General features: G+C 52.1%; 18 protein-coding genes. 12 read left to right on the top strand and 6 right to left on the bottom strand.

Annotated elements, in window-relative coordinates; all coding sequences use genetic code 11:
• Positions 1–156: 156 nt before the first annotated feature.
• The 7 genes from IPJ96_14150 to thpR all read left to right on the top strand — a co-directional run bounded on the left by IPJ96_14150 (position 157) and on the right by thpR (position 8,619).
• Positions 157–1,203 (top strand): hypothetical protein, encoded by a 1,047-nt coding sequence (locus tag IPJ96_14150; protein ID MBK7911458.1) that lies wholly within the window; start codon positions 157–159, stop codon positions 1,201–1,203.
• 46 nt (positions 1,204–1,249) lie between these two features.
• A complete protein-coding gene (locus IPJ96_14145; GenBank protein MBK7911457.1) occupies positions 1,250–2,224 on the top strand; it encodes a deoxyhypusine synthase family protein in 975 nt (324 codons plus the stop codon).
• 66 nt (positions 2,225–2,290) lie between these two features.
• Positions 2,291–3,148 (top strand): LytTR family transcriptional regulator, encoded by an 858-nt coding sequence (locus IPJ96_14140; GenBank protein MBK7911456.1) that lies wholly within the window; start codon positions 2,291–2,293, stop codon positions 3,146–3,148.
• Positions 3,149–3,290: 142 nt separating this feature from the next.
• A complete protein-coding gene (locus IPJ96_14135; protein ID MBK7911455.1) occupies positions 3,291–3,980 on the top strand; it encodes a DUF2306 domain-containing protein in 690 nt (229 codons plus the stop codon).
• A gap of 105 nt (positions 3,981–4,085) precedes the next feature.
• Positions 4,086–6,821 carry a 2-oxoglutarate dehydrogenase E1 component gene (locus IPJ96_14130; protein ID MBK7911454.1) on the top strand — a complete coding sequence of 912 codons (2,736 nt, stop codon included), beginning with the start codon at positions 4,086–4,088 and terminating at the stop codon, positions 6,819–6,821.
• 27 nt (positions 6,822–6,848) lie between these two features.
• Positions 6,849–8,066, top strand: a complete 1,218-nt coding sequence (gene odhB / locus IPJ96_14125) for a 2-oxoglutarate dehydrogenase complex dihydrolipoyllysine-residue succinyltransferase (GenBank protein ID MBK7911453.1) — start codon at positions 6,849–6,851, stop codon at positions 8,064–8,066.
• A complete protein-coding gene (gene thpR, locus IPJ96_14120; GenBank protein ID MBK7911452.1) occupies positions 8,056–8,619 on the top strand; it encodes an RNA 2',3'-cyclic phosphodiesterase in 564 nt (187 codons plus the stop codon). Before odhB ends, thpR begins: the two co-directional genes overlap by 11 nt.
• On the opposite strand, the gene IPJ96_14115 is transcribed toward thpR, so the two are convergent.
• Entirely contained in the window at positions 8,620–9,207 is a 588-nt protein-coding gene (locus IPJ96_14115) for a NifU family protein (GenBank protein ID MBK7911451.1), read from the bottom strand.
• A gap of 87 nt (positions 9,208–9,294) precedes the next feature.
• Here IPJ96_14115 and nadB point away from each other — a divergent pair, with 87 nt between their 5' ends.
• Genes nadB through IPJ96_14100 form a run of 3 tightly spaced genes read left to right on the top strand, consistent with a single transcriptional unit; the run spans position 9,295 to position 12,131 of the window.
• Positions 9,295–10,875, top strand: a complete 1,581-nt coding sequence (gene nadB / locus IPJ96_14110; GenBank protein ID MBK7911450.1) for an L-aspartate oxidase — start codon at positions 9,295–9,297, stop codon at positions 10,873–10,875.
• Positions 10,872–11,855 carry an acyl transferase gene (locus IPJ96_14105; protein MBK7911449.1) on the top strand — a complete coding sequence of 328 codons (984 nt, stop codon included), beginning with the start codon at positions 10,872–10,874 and terminating at the stop codon, positions 11,853–11,855. The genes nadB and IPJ96_14105 overlap by 4 nt, the downstream gene beginning before the upstream one ends.
• Before the next feature lie 48 nt (positions 11,856–11,903).
• A complete protein-coding gene (locus IPJ96_14100; protein MBK7911448.1) occupies positions 11,904–12,131 on the top strand; it encodes a hypothetical protein in 228 nt (75 codons plus the stop codon).
• Here the strand turns inward: IPJ96_14100 and IPJ96_14095 are convergent.
• Complete coding sequence (locus IPJ96_14095) at positions 12,128–13,411, bottom strand: tyrosine--tRNA ligase (GenBank protein MBK7911447.1); 1,284 nt, start codon at positions 13,409–13,411, stop codon at positions 12,128–12,130. The genes IPJ96_14100 and IPJ96_14095 overlap by 4 nt on opposite strands.
• Before the next feature lie 83 nt (positions 13,412–13,494).
• Here IPJ96_14095 and IPJ96_14090 point away from each other — a divergent pair, with 83 nt between their 5' ends.
• Entirely contained in the window at positions 13,495–14,514 is a 1,020-nt protein-coding gene (locus IPJ96_14090; GenBank protein MBK7911446.1) for an NAD-dependent epimerase/dehydratase family protein, read from the top strand.
• Positions 14,515–14,532: 18 nt separating this feature from the next.
• Here IPJ96_14090 and IPJ96_14085 read toward each other — a convergent pair whose 3' ends face one another.
• Genes IPJ96_14085 through IPJ96_14070 form a run of 4 tightly spaced genes read right to left on the bottom strand, consistent with a single transcriptional unit; the run spans position 14,533 to position 17,500 of the window.
• Positions 14,533–14,886, bottom strand: a complete 354-nt coding sequence (locus IPJ96_14085) for a DUF4296 domain-containing protein (GenBank protein MBK7911445.1) — start codon at positions 14,884–14,886, stop codon at positions 14,533–14,535.
• Positions 14,883–16,217 (bottom strand): dihydroorotase, encoded by a 1,335-nt coding sequence (locus tag IPJ96_14080; GenBank protein ID MBK7911444.1) that lies wholly within the window; start codon positions 16,215–16,217, stop codon positions 14,883–14,885. Before IPJ96_14080 ends, IPJ96_14085 begins: the two co-directional genes overlap by 4 nt.
• Positions 16,218–16,223: 6 nt before the next feature.
• Entirely contained in the window at positions 16,224–16,967 is a 744-nt protein-coding gene (locus tag IPJ96_14075) for a polyprenol monophosphomannose synthase (GenBank protein MBK7911443.1), read from the bottom strand.
• Positions 16,968–17,020: 53 nt separating this feature from the next.
• Complete coding sequence (locus IPJ96_14070; protein ID MBK7911442.1) at positions 17,021–17,500, bottom strand: DinB family protein; 480 nt, start codon at positions 17,498–17,500, stop codon at positions 17,021–17,023.
• Between the two features lie 175 nt (positions 17,501–17,675).
• Between IPJ96_14070 and IPJ96_14065 the strand changes: the two genes are divergently transcribed.
• Complete coding sequence (locus IPJ96_14065; protein ID MBK7911441.1) at positions 17,676–20,084, top strand: hypothetical protein; 2,409 nt, start codon at positions 17,676–17,678, stop codon at positions 20,082–20,084.
• Position 20,085: the final 1 nt, after the last annotated feature.

Raw genomic sequence — 20,085 nt, 5'->3', positions numbered from 1 at the left:
TAACGAATTAAGCCGCGAGGGTTCAAATGGTTAGGTTAATTCTTGATTATTTACAAGAATAATGGCGTTTTCAAGGTTAAACCGGCCAATTTTAATCTTCAGCTTAGTTTAACGGAACCGCGGTTTGGTTTTTGTAAGTTTGCCGGCCCTTAAAAGATGAAAATCAACAAACTCCTCATCAGCGCGATCCTCCTTTCCTGGACGAGTATCGCATGCGCACAATCGCATCAGTATAAGGTGTCGATCATCGCCTTTTACAACCTCGAGAACCTGTACGATACGATCGACGATCCGAACAAGAGCGATGAAGAATTCCTTCCGGGAGGAAACAAGCATTACACATCGGAAGTTTACCAGGATAAACTCGGAAAACTCTCAGAAGTGTTGTCCCAGGTCGGTACAGACAAATCGCCCGACGGCTGGGCGATCCTGGGATGTGCCGAGATCGAGAACGACCGGGTGTTGCAGGATCTGATCAGTCAGCCCAAACTTAAGGAACGAAACCTCAAGATCGTTCACTATGATTCACCGGACCTTCGCGGGGTGGATGTAGGATTGTTGTACAACCCGAAATATTTCAACCCGGAACACAGCGAACCGCTTTTTGTCGAACTGCATGATCCGGATGGTTCCATCCGTTATACGCGAGACATCCTTTACGTAAAGGGAAATTTCAATGGGGAACCCCTGCACATTTTTGTGAATCACTGGCCGTCGCGCAGAGGCGGGGAAGAGGCCAGTGCTCCGGGAAGGGCGAAGGCTGCTGGCATTGTAAGGCAGAAGATGGATTCCATCACAGCGATCGATCCCAAGGCAAAGATCGTCGTCATGGGTGACCTCAACGACGATCCGGTGAGCCCGAGTGTAGCCAAAGTGATCGGCTCAAAGGGCGAAAAATCAGAGGTTCAACCGGGCGGAATGTTCAATCCCTGGGTCAAACCGTATAAGGAAGGCATCGGCACGCTGGCTTATAATGACAGTTGGAATCTGTTTGATCAGATCATGATTTCGTACGGTTTCCTCGACCAGCATCAAAGCGGTTGGTTCTACCGGGAATGGCATATTTTCTCAAAACCCTGGATGATGCAGACCGACGGCCGTTGGAAAGGCTACCCGAAGCGAACGTATGACTTCGACCGGTATGCGGGCGGGTATTCCGATCACTTCCCGACCTACCTGGTGTTGCTCAAGCAGATCGATTGATGCTTGTCCTTTCCATTCGTTCCCTATCCTAATTACCAATAGAAAAATGAATCGCGGACCGATCTCCCAGTTCATGGAGAAACACTATCTCCATTTCAATGCCGCCGCCATGGTGGATGCTGCCAAGGGGTATGAAAAACACCTGCTCGAAGGCGGTAAAATGATGGTTACACTCGCCGGCGCCATGTCGACGGCAGAACTAGGCAAATCACTTGCTGAAATGATCCGACAGGGCAAGGTGGACATCATCTCGTGTACCGGGGCCAACCTGGAAGAAGACCTGATGAACCTGGTGGCCCATCATTCCTATAAGCGTGTACCCAATTATCGTGACCTGACGCCGCAGGATGAGTGGGACCTGCTCGAAAACCATTTCAACCGGGTGACCGATACCTGCATTCCGGAAGAGGAAGCATTTCGTCGTTTACAAAAGCACATCCACGAAGTGTGGAAGAGCGCCGAGGACAAGGGTGAGCGTTATTTTCCGCACGAGTATATGTATAAGCTGCTGCTCTCCGGCGCGCTTGAACAATACTATGAGATCGATCCGCGTGATTCCTGGATGCTGGCCGCCGCTCAGAAGAATATCCCGATCGTAGTTCCCGGATGGGAAGACTCGACAATGGGCAATATCTTCGCTTCGTACGTGATCAAGAACGAGCTGAAGGCGTCGACCATGAAGAGCGGCATCGAGTACATGGTATGGCTGTCGGACTGGTACCGCAAGAACTCCTCGGGCAAAGGCGTCGGCTTTTTCCAGATAGGAGGCGGAATTGCCGGTGATTTTCCGATTTGCGTGGTGCCCATGATGTACCAGGATCTGGAATGGCACGACGTGCCCCTGTGGAGCTACTTCTGTCAGATCAGCGATTCAACGACCAGCTTTGGTTCCTATTCAGGCGCTGTCCCGAACGAGAAGATCACCTGGGGTAAACTGGGGATCGATACTCCCAAGTTCATCGTGGAAAGTGATGCGACCATCGTTGCTCCCTTGATTTTTGCCTGGGTGCTCGGTTGGTGATCAGCGTGTAATTAACTTCATGCGGCGGAAGTAGCGATTGCTGCTTCCGCTTTCTATTTTCGTTGGATGTTCCGGTTGTTGAACCAGCCCTACCCGCGCGAAGAGAACCCGCTGAAGCGACTGCGATTCGTCTCGATCAGTGCCGTCATCGTTTTCCTATTCCTCTGGGTCTTCCGGCCTTTTGGTATCGACCGGGTGGAAGTGGAGTCGCTCGATCTGTTCATAGCCGGTTACGGACTTGTTACCTTCCTGGTAGCAGGACTACTGGTCGTGGTGGTTCCCATCTTGATTCCGGCCTGGTTTCAGGAATCCGGATGGACCATTGGCAAGAACATCCTGTTCTATACCATCCTGATCACCGGCATCGGACTTGGGAATACCTTTTACACCGCAAAGGTTCTTGGCAAACACGTCGGACCGGAAGGATTCCTCTTCTTCCAGATCAGCACCTTATCGGTCGGAGCGGTCGTGGCTTCCATGTTCACGCTTCTCCGGTATACCCGGAATCTCCGCTTCCATGAAGCTGAAGCGAAGTCCTTGGATCAGGAACTGCACGATCAAGCCGTACCTGCGACTGGTGAAACAATCGTGTTAACCGCGGAAAATGGGAAAGAGAGCCTGAGCCTGAAGCTGGACGATCTGTTGTTTATCGAATCCGCAGACAATTATTCCTCGGTTTGTTATCGGGAAGGGAAACAGCTGCGGCGCCAGTTGCTGCGGGGAAGTCTTCGGATGTTGGAACAGCAGTTAAGTGGTACTTCCATCGTGCGGTGTCATCGTTCTTATCTCGTCAATCTCCGATCAGTCCGACGCATCACCGGCAACTCGCAGGGTTATCGGGCACATTTTGAAGGCCTGGAAGATGGCATACCGGTGTCCAGAAAGGCAGGTCCCGAATTGCACCGTTACTTTCGGAGGTCTTGATCCGGTTGCCAAACATCCCAGTCGGGTATACAAACGGTCTCCAGCCCTGCCAATCGTCCCTAAACTTGCATTTTGGCCCAAATTTTAATCTTTTCACTTAGTATGGGTGTATCCTTGTGCCCGAATCAAACCAATGGAAACAATGGAAACACTCATGAAAATAATGCTGGTTGTCCATGTGATAACCGGCTTCACCGGGTTCTTTGTTGCCCCGGTCGCGCTGGCAGTAAAAAAAGGAGGCAATGCTCATCGCCAGTGGGGTAAGGTGTTTTTTTGGAGTATGACCGGAGCTGCGGCTTCTGCCCTGGTCATGGCACCATATAAGCAGAATTGGTTCCTGACGCTGGTGGCTGTCTTCAGCTTCTATATGGCTTTTTCGGGTTACCGGGCAGTTTATAGAAAGAAAGTGCGCAGCCGGTCCGAGATACCGTTGATCGACTGGGTCATTTCCGGTCTGAATGCACTCTTTGCAGTAGGCCTATTGATCCTGGGCATCACCCTCCTGCCCGATGCGTTCGGTTACATATCCATTGTCTTTGGATTAATAGGCCTTTCTTACACCCGGCAGGATCTTCATTTCTTCCAGCGGCCGGTCGAGAACAAAAAGCAGTGGCTGGTGAATCATATAACCGGTATGATGGGTGGTTACATAGCCGCGGTATCCGCATTTTCAGCCGTTAATCTGGGATTCTCCTGGATGCCAACCGTTCTTCAATGGTTGTGGCCGACGATGATAGGTGTTCCGGTCATATTCTACTTCACCAGCCAATATCGCCGTCATCGCAAGAGCGGGCGATCGGACCATGAACGCTATGAAATCCGCAATTCATGAGCGGTAACCCGCAGGGCCGGGACACGTAAAGGGCGCAGTCCGGAACCAGCGCGCAGGGAACTTCGTACCTTCGCGTTTGTTTAGTGTACCGGAATAACCCCTCCCATGGATCGATTCTCCTTCCTCTCCAACCTGGATGTCAACCAGGCGGAGGAACTTTACCGGCAATTTCTCCAGCAGCCCGATAGCCTCGATGCCGGCTGGCGTAATTTTCTCTCCGGGTTTGAGTTCGCACGTACCAACTATGATCTGGATGCCGGCGGAAGCGTGGTGCCGAAGCACCTGCGAAAGGAATTCAACGTCATTAACCTGATCAATGGTTACCGGACCCGGGGCCACTTGTTTACGGATACGAACCCGGTTCGGGAACGTCGGAAATATACCCCGACCCTTGACCTGGTCAATTTTGGACTTGGCGAGGAGGATCTTGATCAGGAGTTCCAGGCCGGTTCACTCATCGGTATCGGGAAGGCCCGGCTGCGCGATATCGTGCAGCACCTGCACCAGACGTACTGCGCTTCCATTGGTGCCGAATACAAATACATCCGGAATCCGGAGATCGTCGAGTGGCTGGAGCAGCGGATGGAAGGCCGGAAGAATACCCCCGCCTTCAGCATCGAGCGGAAGCGGCGAATCCTGGAAAAACTCAACGAGGCAGTTGCCTTTGAGAATTTCATTCATACCAAGTTCGTCGGACAAAAGCGTTTTTCACTCGAAGGATGTGAAACGCTCATCCCGGCGCTCGACTCGGTCATCAGTTCGGGTGCCGATCTTGGTATCCGGGAATTTGTGATCGGGATGGCCCACCGCGGGCGCCTCAATGTGTTGGCGAATATCCTGGGCAAAACGTACGAAGAGATCTTCACGGAGTTCGAAGGACTCGAGTACGACGAAGAGGGCTATGCGGGTGATGTGAAGTATCACCTCGGCTATTCTTCCGATGTGACGACGCCGTCCGGCAAGTCTGTACACTTAAGTGTCGCACCGAATCCTTCCCATCTCGAAGCGGTTGATCCGGTTGTCCAGGGTATCGTGCGTTCCAAGATCGACAATACCCCGGGCGGACACGAGAGTCAGATCGCGCCGATCCTCATTCACGGCGACGCTGCCGTGGCTGCGCAGGGAGTCGTCTATGAAGTCATCCAGATGTCGCTGCTGCGCGGTTACCGCACCGGCGGCACGATTCACCTGGTGATCAACAACCAGATCGGATTCACGACCAACTACCTGGACGCGCGTTCCAGTACCTATTGTACCGATGTGGCTAAGGTCACCTTGTCGCCCGTATTTCACGTCAACGCTGACGATGTGGAGGCGCTGGTCTACACGATTGAACTGGCGATGGAATTCCGACAGAAGTTCCACCGCGATGTATTCATCGATATTCTTGGCTACCGGAAGTATGGCCACAACGAAGGCGATGAACCCCGGTTCACCCAGCCCTTGCTCTACAAAGCCATCGCCGCGCATCCGAACCCGCGTGAAGTCTATAACGATAAGCTGATGTCGTTGGGAGCTGTGGAAGCTGATCTGGCCCGGGAGATGGAAAAGTCGTTCAAAGCATCGCTTCAAAAGAGCCTCGATACGGCCAAGCAGGCAAAGAACAAGAAGGTATCTCCCTACCTCGAAGGCTCCTGGAAAGGATTACGCCTTGCGACACCGAAAGACTTTGACCGTTCACCGGATACGGGAGTCGATATCCGGAAACTCAAAGCGATCGGTGCTGCAATCACACGTTTGCCGGAAGGCAATAAATTCTTCAACAAGACCGAGCGCTTGTTTGCCGAGCGCGCAAAAATGGTCGAATCAGGCCGCTTCGATTGGGCCATGGCTGAACTGTTGGCATACGGAACCCTGTTGTCAGAAGGTCATCCGGTGAGGTTCAGTGGTCAGGATGTTGAGCGGGGTACTTTCTCCCACCGACATGCCGTCGTGCGTGTCGAAGATTCCGAGGCCCAGTATGTTCCGTTGGCGAACATTGGAAAAGAACAGGCACCATTCCATATCTACAATTCACTTCTATCGGAATACGCGGTGCTGGGTTTTGAGTACGGCTACGCGCTTGCGTCTCCTTTTTCGCTGGTGATCTGGGAAGCGCAGTTCGGCGATTTCATGAATGGTGCGCAAATCATCATCGACCAGTACCTCAGCAGCGCGGAGGATAAATGGAACCGGATGAACGGCATCACGCTGCTGTTGCCGCACGGCTATGAAGGGCAGGGCGCCGAGCACTCCAGCGCCCGACTCGAGCGATTCCTGAACCTGTGCGCGGAGAACAACATCCAGGTGGCGAATTGTACGACTCCCGCCAACTTCTTTCACTTGTTGCGCCGGCAGATGCATCGTCCGTTCCGCAAACCGCTGATCGTTTTCACGCCGAAGAGCCTGTTGCGTCATCCACGTTGTGTTTCCGATATCGCCGAGCTTTCTACCGGCGGTTTCCAGGAGGTCATGGACGACACCACGGCCAAGCCGAACGAAGTCGCTCGTGTCGTCTTCTGCAGTGGCAAAGTGTATTACGAGCTGCTCGAGCAAAAAGAAAAGGACCAGGTGAACGATGTCGCGATCGTGCGCTTGGAACAGTTGTATCCGCTTCCGCTCAAGCAGATCGAAGCTGTGCGCAAGAAATACGCTAATGCGACGGACTGGATCTGGCTACAGGAAGAACCGGTCAACATGGGTGCCTGGTCGTATATCCTCCGCGTCTTACGCGATATTCCGTTCAAGGTCATTGCCCGGGAAGAAAGTGCAAGCCCGGCTACCGGTTCGCACCGAACGCACGAACGCGAGCAGCGCGAGCTGATCAACCGTGCCTTCGCACGCGACCTGGTCGCCCATTGATTTTTACCCTTACTACTCCGAATAATCATGGCTGTTGTAGAAATGAAAGTGCCGAGCCCCGGCGAATCGATCACGGAAGTTCAAATCGCCCGCTGGCTGAAAAAGGATGGCGACTATGTCGAGAAGGACGAGGAGATCTGCGAGATTGATTCAGACAAAGCGACCCTGACGCTGAATGCCGAAGCCTCCGGTCAGATCCGGATCCTGGTAGCGGAAGGCGAGACCGTTCCGGTCGGAAAGGTCGTTTGTTCCATCGATTCGTCCGTAGCAGCTCCCGCCGCCAAACCGAAGGCGGAACCCAAAGCTGCTCCGGCAGTTGCAGCGGTTCCTGCAACAACTCCTGCCGCTAAACCGGCTAAAGCCGCTGCAGCAGGCATCCCTTCTCCTGCAGCCGATAAGATTCTTCGGGAAAAAGGCGTGCAAGCCGCCCAGGTGAATGGCAGTGGCCCCGGAGGAAGGATCACCAAAGCTGATGCGATGGCTGCAACACCTGCCCCGTCGCGGAAGCCCGGCAGCAGAGAGGAACGCAGAGAGAAAATGTCGATGCTGCGCAAGCGGGTAGCGGAACGTCTTGTCGCAGTCAAGCAAGAGACCGCCATGTTGACCACCTTCAACGAAGTCGACATGAGTGCCATCATGGCGATCCGGAAGCAGTACAAGGATACGTTCAAAGAAACTCACGGCGTCAACCTGGGATTCATGTCCTTCTTCACCAAAGCGGTCTGTGAAGCCCTTGCCGCGTTCCCGGCGGTGAATGCCCGTATCGACGGAAGCGAGTTGGTTTACAACGATTACTGCGATATCGGTATAGCCGTGAGTGCTCCCAAAGGCTTGATGGTCCCCGTCATCCGGAATGCGGAATCACGCTCGCTCGCCGAGATCGAAAGTACCATCCTCGAACTGGCCGGCCGTGCACGCGAAGGCAAGTTATCACTGGAAGAGATGACCGGGGGAACGTTCACGATCACGAATGGCGGAGTCTTCGGCTCAATGCTCTCGACACCGATCATCAACCCGCCGCAAAGTGCCATTCTGGGCATGCATAACATTGTGGAACGACCGGTGGCGGTTCAGGGCAAGGTGGAGATCCGACCGGTCATGTACGTGGCGCTGTCGTACGATCACCGCATCATTGACGGCCGTGAATCGGTTGGGTTCCTGGTGAAGGTGAAACAACAGTTGGAAGATCCGATCCGGATGCTCTTCGGCGGAGGCGATCCGATGCGTTCGTTGCTTGGACTCTGATCCCCAACACCGGTTGTTTGTCGCGGTTCCGTTACCTGCGGAACTAGAGCATGCCATATTGCCTTTTCTGGATCACCTTGCCGGCGTAGCCGGTGTCCGCCCGACACTTCGGTCCAATCTTCATCTGACCGCATACTTTATCGGTCCTGTTCAAGCGGAATTGACTCCCGTTATTCTTTCGAACGTGGAAAGGATCGCGCTCGAATTACCGGCTTTCACCTTATCTCCGCGGATTTTCGAATTCAGAGGGAAGGCGGCACACCCGTCGATGATCTGGCTGGCGTTCGAACAATCAGTTGATTTCCTGAAGCTGCACGACCGGCTGCGACTTGCTTTGGCAACCTTTCAGAATACGGGGAATTCGATTCAGCAACCCGTACCACATATAACGCTGGCGAGGATACGGGGCGGTCATGATGTTCGGTCGGAAGTGGTACTTCCGGATGAACTTCCGGCAGCATTAAAGGTTGATCGGATCGGACTGTGGAGGACGCATTCCACCCCTTCCGGAGTTCATTATGAACGGCTCAGCGAATCCCGGCTGCGGGAGTGATCAGTTGGCTTCCGCGACGACTTCCTTTACTTCGGGAATCATGGTGCGCAGCAATTGCTCGATTCCCGATTTCAGCGTCATGGTAGAGGAGGGGCAACCCGAACATGCGCCTTGAAGGATCACGGTGACTTTTCCGTCTTCGAACGATTTGAACTGGATCGCTCCGCCGTCCTGTTCGAGGGCCGGCTTAACGTATTCATCCAGTGTTGCGATGATACGGTCTTCCAGTTCGTTTCCGACCGTGGTGCGTCCGATCGAAGCATCGGCCATCTGGTTAGCGGGTCCCGTAAAGACCGGGTCTCCCGATTCCAGGTAGCTTTTGATAAACTCCCGCAGGATCGGCATGAATTCAAACCACTCGATTCCTTCGCGCTTGGTGATCGTCACGAAGTTGCTCATGATAAACACCCCGGTTATTCCGGAAAATTCAAACAGCCGGCGCGCGAGCGGGCAGTTGCCTGCCTGTGCCGGATCGGTGTATTCAACGTGCCCTTCCAGCAGGAGAAACTGGCTGGCGACGAATTTCATCGTCGCAGGGTTCGGGGTCGATTCGGCGTAAACGGTCCAGACTTTCTTCGGCGCTATCATGATAATGCAAAGGTAAGAACCCTTACCGGAGGAGGAAAGTTCAGGCAGGCCGGGGCATTTTGTATTTTTATCGCCTGAAACGGCATTATGCGCAAGGAAACCGATTTCCTCGTTCTGGGTTCCGGCATTGCCGGGCTCACCTTCGCCCTGAAAGCGGCGGAAAAGGGCAAGGTCATGATTATGACCAAGGCGCGAGCCGATGAATCCAACACCAAATACGCCCAGGGAGGAATCGCCGGTGTCATGCATGCGCCGGATACATTCGAAAAGCACATCCGGGATACCCTCATCGCAGGTGCCGGACTGTGCAGGGAGGACGTGGTCCGCATGGTGGTCACCGAAGGTGCCGAGCGGATCCGCGAGATCATCGAGTGGGGGACACGTTTCGATCGTAATGCGCAGGGCGACTACGACCTCGCGCGGGAAGGTGGTCATAGCGAACACCGGGTGCTCCACTTCAAGGACGCGACCGGGAACGAGATCGAACGGGCCTTGCTTGAGCAGGTTCGCAAACATCCGAACATTGAGATCCACTCGCATTACTTCGCGGTCGACCTGATCACCCAGCATCACCTGGGTGAAGAAGTCCGTCGCAGTATGCCCGGTGTAGCCTGCTATGGCGCTTATGTGTTGAACACCCAGACACGCGAGATCGAGACCGTACTCTCCCGCATTACGTTGGTCGCTACCGGAGGCGCCGGACAGGTTTACAAGGCAACGACCAACCCCATCATCGCGACCGGCGACGGTATCGCCATGGTGTATCGCGCCAAGGGGAAGGTGAAGGACATGGAGTTCATTCAGTTTCACCCGACAGCCTTGTACAATCCCGGTGAGCATCCGTCTTTCCTGATATCCGAAGCGGTACGGGGGCACGGCGCGGTATTGCGCAACGAGGCTGGAGAGGAATTCATGAAACGGTACGATGAACGTGGCTCACTTGCTCCCCGCGATATTGTGGCGCGGGCCATCGACAACGAGATGAAGATCACCGGGGAGGATTTCGTTTTTCTGGATTGCCGTCATCTGGACCTGGAGGATTTTCGTTCTCATTTCCCCAATATCCTCTCGAAGTGCGAATCGCTCGGCATCGACATTCGTAAAGCGATGATACCGGTGGTGCCGGCCGCCCACTATATCTGCGGTGGGATTTTGGTCGACGAGCATGGCCGTTCCAGTATTCAAAACCTCTATGCGGCCGGTGAATGTGCCTGTACCGGACTACACGGCGGGAACCGATTGGCATCCAACTCCCTGCTCGAAGCCTTGGTCTATGCGCATCGATCCTGGCTGCATGCGAAAGAGGTGATCGACGGTATCCGCTTCGAAGAGCGCGTACCCGATTGGAACGCGGAAGGTACCACCCAGCCGAACGAGTTGGTATTGATCACCCACAACCGCCGTGAATTGCAGGAAGTGATGAGCAGTTATGTGGGCATTGTCCGGTCAAACGTTCGCCTTAAACGAGCCTTGGACCGATTACGCATTCTTTATGGGGAAACAGAAGCCCTCTACGAACGCACGGTGCTGAGTCCGATGTTGTGCGAGCTTCGCAACATGATAACGATCGGTTATCTGATCGTCAAAGCGGCCATGGCTAGACCGGAAAGCGTAGGGCTTCATTATACGCTCGATTACCCTCCGGCGAATCAGGAGACATCAGCATGAACCGCTCGTTCGCTGATCAGGTATTTTCCATCCGCAACGAACAGGAGTTTGAATCGGTCGCGATGGAGGTATTCCGGTATCAGGCATCGGAGAACCCTGTTTATCGGGAATACCTGCGACAACTCCAGCGCGATCCGGCCGACCTTCGCGAACTGCGCCAGGTACCCTTCCTTCCCATCGACTTCTTCCGCACCCATCGTGTCGTGACCGGTCCGTCGCCGGACGCCGTACTTTTCCACAGCAGCGGCACGACCGGTCTGTCGGGTAGTCTGCATCACGTGCTTGATCGGAAACTCTATGAGCGATCGTTTTTGGAGTGCTTCCGGTTGTTTTACGGTGATCCGAAAAAGTACTGCATCCTGGCCTTGTTGCCGTCCTACCTGGAGCGGAATGATTCCTCCCTTGTCTACATGACGGATCATTTGATCCGGGCATCCGCCCATCCTGATTCAGGGTTTTTCTTAGACAAGTTCGACCATCTGCACGATGCCCTGCTGCGGTTGCGTGAGCAGGCTCAGCCCACGCTTCTACTCGGTGTCACCTTCGCCCTGCTCGATTTCGCGGAACGATTCCAACTGAATTGGCCCGAACTGATTGTGATGGAAACAGGCGGTATGAAGGGCCGCCGGAAAGAACTGGTACGAGCCGAAGTGCACCAACGCCTGTGCCCGGCCTTCGGTGTAAGTCGGATCCATTCCGAATACGGCATGACGGAGTTGTTGTCGCAAGCCTACTCGAGCGGGGAAGGTTTGTTCAGAACGCCACCCTGGATGCGCATCGTGATTCGGGATCCCAATGATCCGTTCGAGACAAGGAACAGCGGTAGCGGGGGCATCAACGTGATCGACCTGGCCAACCTGTATTCATGTTCTTTCCTGGAGACCGGCGACCTCGGTCGAATTGCCGGAGCAGGCAGTTTTGAAGTGCTGGGTCGCTTCGACCATGCGGATATTCGTGGCTGCAACCTCCTGGTGTTATAGCCGGGCTACTCTCGGAAACTTCCTACCTTTGCCGCCTATACTCAGCGTATGATTTCCAACCGCCGCCGAATTTTCATTGTCATCATTTCCGTCACCATCGGCAGCCTCCTCGCCGGTTGGATCATGCAAAAACGCATGGGCCACCTGAGCCGCGAGAATTACATGAGCCTGATGTTCAATTTCATTTTCGCGGCCGCAGTGGTCGTTGGGCTGATGATTTTCTTAGGGAGAATGAACAAGCGCGATCAATCCGATGATCAGCAGGATCAGCCTTAATCGGCGATGATCAGGTAATAATTCTTCTTGCCTTTCTGAATGAGGAGATAGCGGTTGTTCAGCAGGTCATCCTTTCCGGCGACCCGCTCGATGTCTTCCACTTTTTGTTTGTTGATGGAGACTCCGCCACCCTGCAACATCTTGCGCGTTTCACCGCGCGACGGAAAAATCCCGGTCTTGTCGGCCAGCAGGTCGATCACGGGAATTCCATTTTCCAGTTCCGTGCGCGCGATCCTCATCTGTGGCACCCCTTCGAATACCGCCAACAGGTCGTCCTCCGATAATGCTTTCAGGGCATCGGCGGTCCCTTTGCCAAACAGGATCTCGGAGGCCTCGATAGCTGCGTCCAGGTCCGCCTTTGAGTGAACACGCGCGGTAATATCGGCGCTGAGTTCTTTTTGCAAAAACCGAAGGTGTGGAGCCTTGGCGTGTTCCTCTTCGATTGCGGTTATCTCTTCCTTGGAACGGAGCGTGAAAATGCGGATGTAATTCGATGCGTCGGAATCGGAAGCGTTCAACCAGAACTGGTAGAATTTGTACGGAGAGGTCCGCTTGGGATCCAACCAGACATTTCCGCCTTCCGTCTTGCCGAATTTTGTTCCGTCCGATTTCTTGATCAGCGGAGTGGTCAACGCGAAAGCTTCTCCCGATGACTTGCGGCGGATCAGCTCCGTACCGGTCACGATGTTGCCCCATTGGTCGGAGCCGCCCATTTGTAACAGGACTCCTTCGTTTTTCCACAGGTGATAGAAGTCGTAGCCCTGGACCAACTGGTAGGAGAACTCCGTAAACGACATGCCGGTCTCAAGGCGCTTTTGAACCGAATCCTTTGCCAGCATATAATTGATCGTGATGTGCTTTCCCACATCCCGGATAAAATCGAGGAAGGAGAATTCGCGGAACCAGTCGTAATTATTGACGATGCGCGCTGAGTTCGCGCCACAATCGAAATCAAGGAATTTCTCCAATTGTGCCTTCTGCCGCTGCAGGTTGTGCTGCAATTGTGCTTCATCCAGAAGATTGCGTTCCTGCGATTTGCCGGAAGGATCGCCGACCATACCCGTAGCGCCTCCGATGAGGGCGATGGGTTGATGCCCGGCTTGCTGGAAGTGCAGCAAGGTCATGATCTGCACCATGTTGCCGACACCCAGGGAATCAGCGGTCGGGTCGAATCCGATATACCCGCGGACCATCTGCTTTCTTAAAAGTTCATCGGTCCCGGGGATCATATCCTGCAACATGCCCCGCCACTTCAGTTCCTCGACAAAGTCCTTTTTCATAGATCGGATTTGGCGTCAAAGATAGCCGTCATCTACGTTATGGCTACCCTCCTTTTTCAAAACTATTCCCATCTTCGCAGGCCATGAACGGAAGCGCCAAACCGGATATCCTGCTGACCGGGTCAACCGGCCTGGTGGGCGCTCGCCTGCTGCTGGATCTCCGTATGCGTGGCCATTCAGTCCGGGCTTTCAGGAGGCCGACTTCTTCCATGGGTGTGGTTAACCGCATGTTCCGGGGGCAGGAATCCCTGCTGGAAGGAGTAGACTGGTTCGAAGGCGATCTGCTTGACCTATATGATATCAACGAAGCGCTTTCGGGGATTCGTTTCGTCTTTCATGCCGCGGCCCTGGTTTCCTTTGCCCCATCCGACCGTGATCTGCTTTTGCGTGTCAACAAGGACGTGACGGCGGACCTCGTGAATGCCTGCCTCGAGTTGGGCGTGGAGTGGTTGGGGTACGTCAGCTCAGTAGCTGCACTTGGCAGGACGGATGAAGGGGTGCCGGTCGATGAAAACACATTCTGGAAGACATCGCGTTACAATACCGCATACGCCATCAGCAAGTACGGAGGCGAACGGGAGGTTTGGAGAGGAATGGAGGAAGGACTCAACGCCTGCATGGTGAATCCGACCATTGTATTGGGCCCGGGTGATTGGAATTTCGGAAGTTCCGCTTTGTTCAGGCGTGTATACGAAGGCCTGCGTCTCTACCCGTTGGGATCGACGGGCTTCGTCGACGTTCGGGATGTCAGCAGTGCGCTACTACGCTGCTGGGATCAACGCATCACAGGTGAACGTTTTCTGCTTTCGTCAGAAAACGTCGGGTATAAAGAACTGTTATCGTGGATGAGTGAAGGATTTGGCAAAGAGGCGCCACGTATCCCGGTTAAACCCTGGATGGCCGGATTGGCATGGCGGTGGGAATCGCTTTTCTCCAGCATCACGGGGCGAAAACCACTGGTAACCCGGGAGACGGCACGCAGCAGCGGTAAGCAGTGGGTTTACCGGAATGACAAAGCGCGAAAAGTGCTCGGAATGGATTTCATTCCGGTCAGGGAATCGGTACTGGAAAATTGCAGGATCTTTCTGGATTCAATACGCTAGACTGACACCGGTGGCGGGTCAGTCGTTTTTCTGCTGTGCTTCCCCTTGGATCCTGCTCAGTTCGTCAATGACATCATCGTAAAGCTCAGAGAGCAAATCCGGATGCTCACCGTAATAACGGATGGTGCGTGCATAGGTCGCGGTATCCAATCCGTGTTGCCGGAGAATGAAATCCATGTAATCGCCCATGGCATGGGCAGTAGTATCGGCGGTTCGCAGGATGGCGACGGATGCTTGCGCCAGGTGTACATCCACCAGAACGGGTACCAATGCTTTTCGGTCCAGGATGCCTTCCGGCAACGGGGTCTCTTTCCGTGAACATGCGGAGAAGAAGAACGTGATGCTTATCAGCCAGAATCCGAAACGCGTCACCGGTCGAAGTTGAGTCGTTGCCCCTTACGGGTTTCGTCGAAACGCCCCTGCTCGTAAGCCAGGTGGCCATTCACCCAGGTGTGGGTAACCCGGCTGCTGAAGCGTTCTCCTTCGAACGGACTCCAGCCGCATTTATAGAGGATATTTTCTTTTCGTACCGTCCAGGCTTGATCCGGGTCAACGAGTACGAGGTCTGCCCAATAACCTTCGCGTATATAACCACGGTCCACGATGCGGAACAGGTCGGCTACGGCATGACTGCTGCGGTCCACGACGTCTTCTACCCTCATCGTTCCGCGTTTCACGAATTCGAAAAGTGCCGGCAGCAGGTGTTGTACCAAAGGTCCGCCGGAAGGCGCCTGAAAGTAGTCGCGCATTTTTTCTTCCACAGTATGCGGGGCGTGATCCGTGGCGACCACGTCGATCCGTCCGTCGAGTACGGCTTTTAGAATCGCGTCGCGGTCTTCAGCACGCTTGATGGAGGGGTTCCACTTGATGCGAGTTCCGAGGCGGTCATAATCGGTTTCGGAAAACCAGAGGTGATGAAGACAGGCTTCAGCCGTGATCTTTTTCTGCGTGCGCGGCAGCTCGTTGCTGAAGAGTTCCAACTCCTTGGCCGTGCTGATGTGCAGCACGTGCAAGCGGGTGCCGTGTTTTTTCGCGAGCCCGGTAGCGAAGGAACTGGACAAATAGCAGGCGGTTTCGCTGCGGATGTCTGCATGTTCCCGGATCGGAACCTGTTCTCCATATCGAATTCGGGCAGCTTCCAGGTTGGCACGGATGGTCGCTTCGTCTTCACAATGCGTCGCAATGAGAGATTCCGAACGTGCGAAGATGGCCTCGAGTGTATTGGGTTCGTCCACCAGCAGGTTGCCGGTGGAGGAGCCCATAAAGATCTTCACTCCGCAGACCGTGCGATTGTCCGTTCGCAGAACTTCCTCGAGGTTGTCGTTCGAAGTGCCCATGTAGAACGAGTAATTGGCCAGGGACACCTCGTGCGCACGCCGGTATTTGTCCTCCAACAGGTCGCGGGTCAATGCCGGAGGTTGCGTGTTGGGCATTTCCATATACGAGGTAATGCCACCGGCAACGGCGGCCACTGACTCGGTATGAAGATCGCCTTTGTGCGTGAGTCCGGGTTCACGAAAATGTACCTGGTCGTCGATGGCGCCGGGAAGGAGGTAATGGCCGCGTGCATCGATCACCCGGTCCTGACTGGAAGCCGTTAGGGTGCCGATCGCATCGATCCTGCCATTTCGGATCCTGACATCGCCTTCCGTGATGCGACCTTCGTTCACGATGCGTGCATTACGGATGAGGTACGAGGGCAACATGGATCAGTTCTTTACTTTTTGGTACTTACGGAAAAAACTCTTCCATCGCATCTGCATCACGCCGAGTATGGCTTCTTTGAAGATGCCCTTGCTCATTTTGCTCGTGCCTTCGGTACGGTCGGTGAAAATGATGGGAACTTCAACAATGCGGAAGCCGTGCTTCCATGCGGTGAATTTCATTTCAATCTGAAACGCGTATCCGATGAAACGGATACGGTCGAGTTCAATCGTTTCCAGCACGCGTCGACGATAGCAGATAAATCCGGCCGTAGTATCCATGATCCGGATGCCGGTAATGATCCGCACGTAAACGGAAGCGTAGTAGGACATGATGACCCGTCCGAGCGGCCAGTTCACGACGTTGGCACCCCGGATATAGCGTGAGCCGATCGCGACGTCGGCCCCTTCCACAGCACAGGCCTGATACAGTCGTATGAGGTCGTCGGGATTGTGTGAGAAATCGCAATCCATCTCGAAGATGTACTGATAACTCCTTGCCAATGCCCATTTGAATCCATGAATGTAGGCTGTGCCCAGACCGAGCTTTCCTTTCCGCTCTTCCAAAAACAGACGACCCTGGAATTCGGACTGTAGCTTTCTGACGATGTCGGCTGTTCCATCCGGAGAGCCGTCATCGATGATGAGCAGGTGGAACGGGTGGGGAAGGGAAAAGACCTTGCGGACCATCCGTTCGATGTTCTCCTTCTCGTTGTAAGTAGGAATTAATACCAAAGATTCGTCGTTCACAAACCGGGGGAGTAGACAGTTTGCAAGATACGGAATCGGCGTAAACCCGATTTTCAGGCGATTTTGCCGTTCATTCCGAAGCGACGGTGGTAGTTGATCTGGCCGAGATGATAGGCAAAGTGCGCCAGCAGATGGAACATCAACTGGCGAACGGTCACCTCATGACCGGCCGCCTTTGCAGGGGCGATCTCCCCGAGCCGGTTGGTCTCAATGTTAGCCAGGCCGGTATCAAATTCATGCTGACAGGTGTTGATGAGGTCGAGCAGTTGCGCGCGCGTCAGGTCTTTCGCATTGAACTCGTATTCCCGGTCACGGGCGTAGTCTCCTCCACCCAGCAGGTGACCGATGAAATGGCGCAGATTACCGATCAGGTGCAGGCATAGATTTCCGCCTGAATTGGTAATACCGGCCGGGACGATCCATAGGGCGGTGTCGGAAGGATACGCGCGGATTTCATCCGCCAACAGATTGAGCTGACGGTGCAGGGTAAAGGCGAAATCCGTTTGGAAGACGGTAGAAGTGGTATGATTCATGGTAAGGCTTTAAACGAAAACAATCCCTTATTAATTTCGCAACCTATGAAAAAAATGCTCCCCTTCCTCGTATGGTACAAACCGAAATGTACAACTCGGTACTGTTAGCGGAAAATTAAGAAGAGCCATTCATACCTATAATACTATTACTACTACAATTTCATCTACAAATTTATTGACAGTAAAGCTTTTGCCACTAAGAGATATAGAGGCAAGGAATACATCTAATATTTTAGCTGTAGGTGATAATGGAACTATGATTTCATCTTCTAATGCCGATGTTACTAACGTAGCCTCTATTGCTACTTTAGAACTTGAAAACGATCATACCTTCAACATAAACCCTACCAACCTTTATACTAAATCAGGAACAACTTTCTGGATGTATGGATCCGATAATGGAAAACTAAACAAGATTGTTTCAACTGTTGGTAATGTAGTTACATCAAGCGAATTTACTCTGCCGGGTTCTATGTCATCCATAAACGACCTAAAGTCTGATGCTAATGGTAATGCGGTGTGGGTAGGCAATGGAGGAATCCAACAGACAAGTAGCGATTTAACTGTTGTAAATCCTGTTATTACTCAACACGGAACAATAAATTCAGGTTTAAACTATAAAGGCGTTACCTTAAAACCAACTACCACAGATACCTATATTGCAGCCTCAGGCGGGCAGATGTATTTATATGGAACTGGCTATTCAATGAAGGTTAATAATCTGTTTCTGTCTAAACTTAACGATGTTAATTTTTATGATGCACCTAACGGATATGTTGTTGGCGAATCTGGTATTTACCGTTCAACCACCAATTCATCATTATCTTGGAACGTAATCCCCCCTGTTTACAACGGTACTACTTTGCTTTCTGCAAAAACAGTACACATGATTACAAACAATAAAGCCATGGTTGGTGGTGCAATGTCATTTATGGGTCGTATAAACGGTAATTTATTTGGCACATATTATTCAAATGCAAGTTATCCTAATATTATTTTAAAGGACATAGACTTTAAGAACGGACGAGGCTTGATTATAGGCAGCACATTGGTTGGTGCTTTAAAACGAATTACTTACTACAAAACGAATGATAATGGAAATACATGGTATGGATCTTCTGTTGTTAACTCAAATATAAACCCAGTTACCTTTACAACAATTGCAACTGTTCCTACGTTAGCTGGTCAATTCCCATTTACGTTACCATCAAATGCAACAACCAAAGATGTTAATGCCATACATATTTTTGATAACATGCATTTTGTTGGTGTGGGTGAGGGTAGTACTGTTGTTTATGGCGATTTAACTACTGCAAATCAAAATATTAATCACCAATACCAGACTACCAACATGCCTAATTTGACATCGGCAATTTTAACTGATGTAACTTTTGTTGATGATAAGGTAGGATACATTGTTGGTTCCACTGGAGTTTCTTGGAGAACAAAATCTGCATCAGGATATGCCAACTATGGAGGACCAATACCGGTTTCAGCACCGCCAAGCGTTGTTCAGTTTGAGGTAACATGCGATTTACCCACTAAAGCTAATAATGTCTGCACAACAACTTCTGCAAACATCAATCTTACAACTGTAAACTTCCCAAGCAGGCTAGATGGGTTTATTGGTGGTAGCAACTCAGCATGCAGCAGCTATGCTTTATATGCTCAATTATACCATAGCGAAAGCGGACTTTATTCAACACGTTTTTGGTATGATAAATTAGGACGATTAATTCTTTCGCAAAACACCAAGCAATTTAATGGTAACGGTGTGCCTGGTAACACTAGACCAAGATACAGCTACACTTTATACGATGAACTTGGTCGCATTAAGGAGGTGGGTGAAAAAATTGAGAACCCATACGGATTGATTGTTGAGCCCCCACATTTCCAAAGCATATTTGGTTCAACATTGGGCGGTGTTTACAATCCCAAATTGATTGATGATGATAGATATTTAGATTTCATTGAATGGTTTGACAACACCAACTCAACTACAGTAAACGATTACAAAACCAAACGCGAGGTTGTAAGAACATTTTATGATACACCAAATTCTATTGTTCCTTTAGCAGTTCTTACCCAAAGTGAGGAAACAATGCGTAAACGTGTTGCTTCTATAACATACGAAGATTGGTTTGACAGACTTACCACAAGCATTCCTCCAGGTGAACCTAACGATCTCTCCTACGAACATGCCACACATTACGATTATGACATACATGGCAATGTTAACTCTCTTGTACAGGATAATAAAAAACTAAGTGCAACAGACCCTAACGAACAATATAAGAGACTTGATTATGAGTATGATCTTATAAGCGGAAAGGTAAACAAGGTTACTTACCAAAAGGATTTGCACGACCAGTTTATACATGCTTATACTTACGATGCCGATAACCGCATTACAGAAGTTAAAACAAGTAAAGACAATATAGTTTGGACTAAAGATGCCCGTTACGATTATTATGACCATGGTCCCTTAGCGCGCATAGAACTGGGACAAAACCAGGTACAGGGTGTTGATTATTGTCTTAGCCCCCTAAATACCTGGACAAATTGTAGAGAACAATTTGTATAGT

It is taken from the genome of Bacteroidota bacterium, from assembly GCA_016713765.1.
In the GTDB taxonomy this organism is placed as follows: domain Bacteria; phylum Bacteroidota; class Bacteroidia; order AKYH767-A; family 2013-40CM-41-45; genus Pollutiaquabacter; species Pollutiaquabacter aromativorans.
Note: the sequence above shows the minus strand (reverse complement) of the source record. Positions and strands in the feature narration are given on the sequence as shown.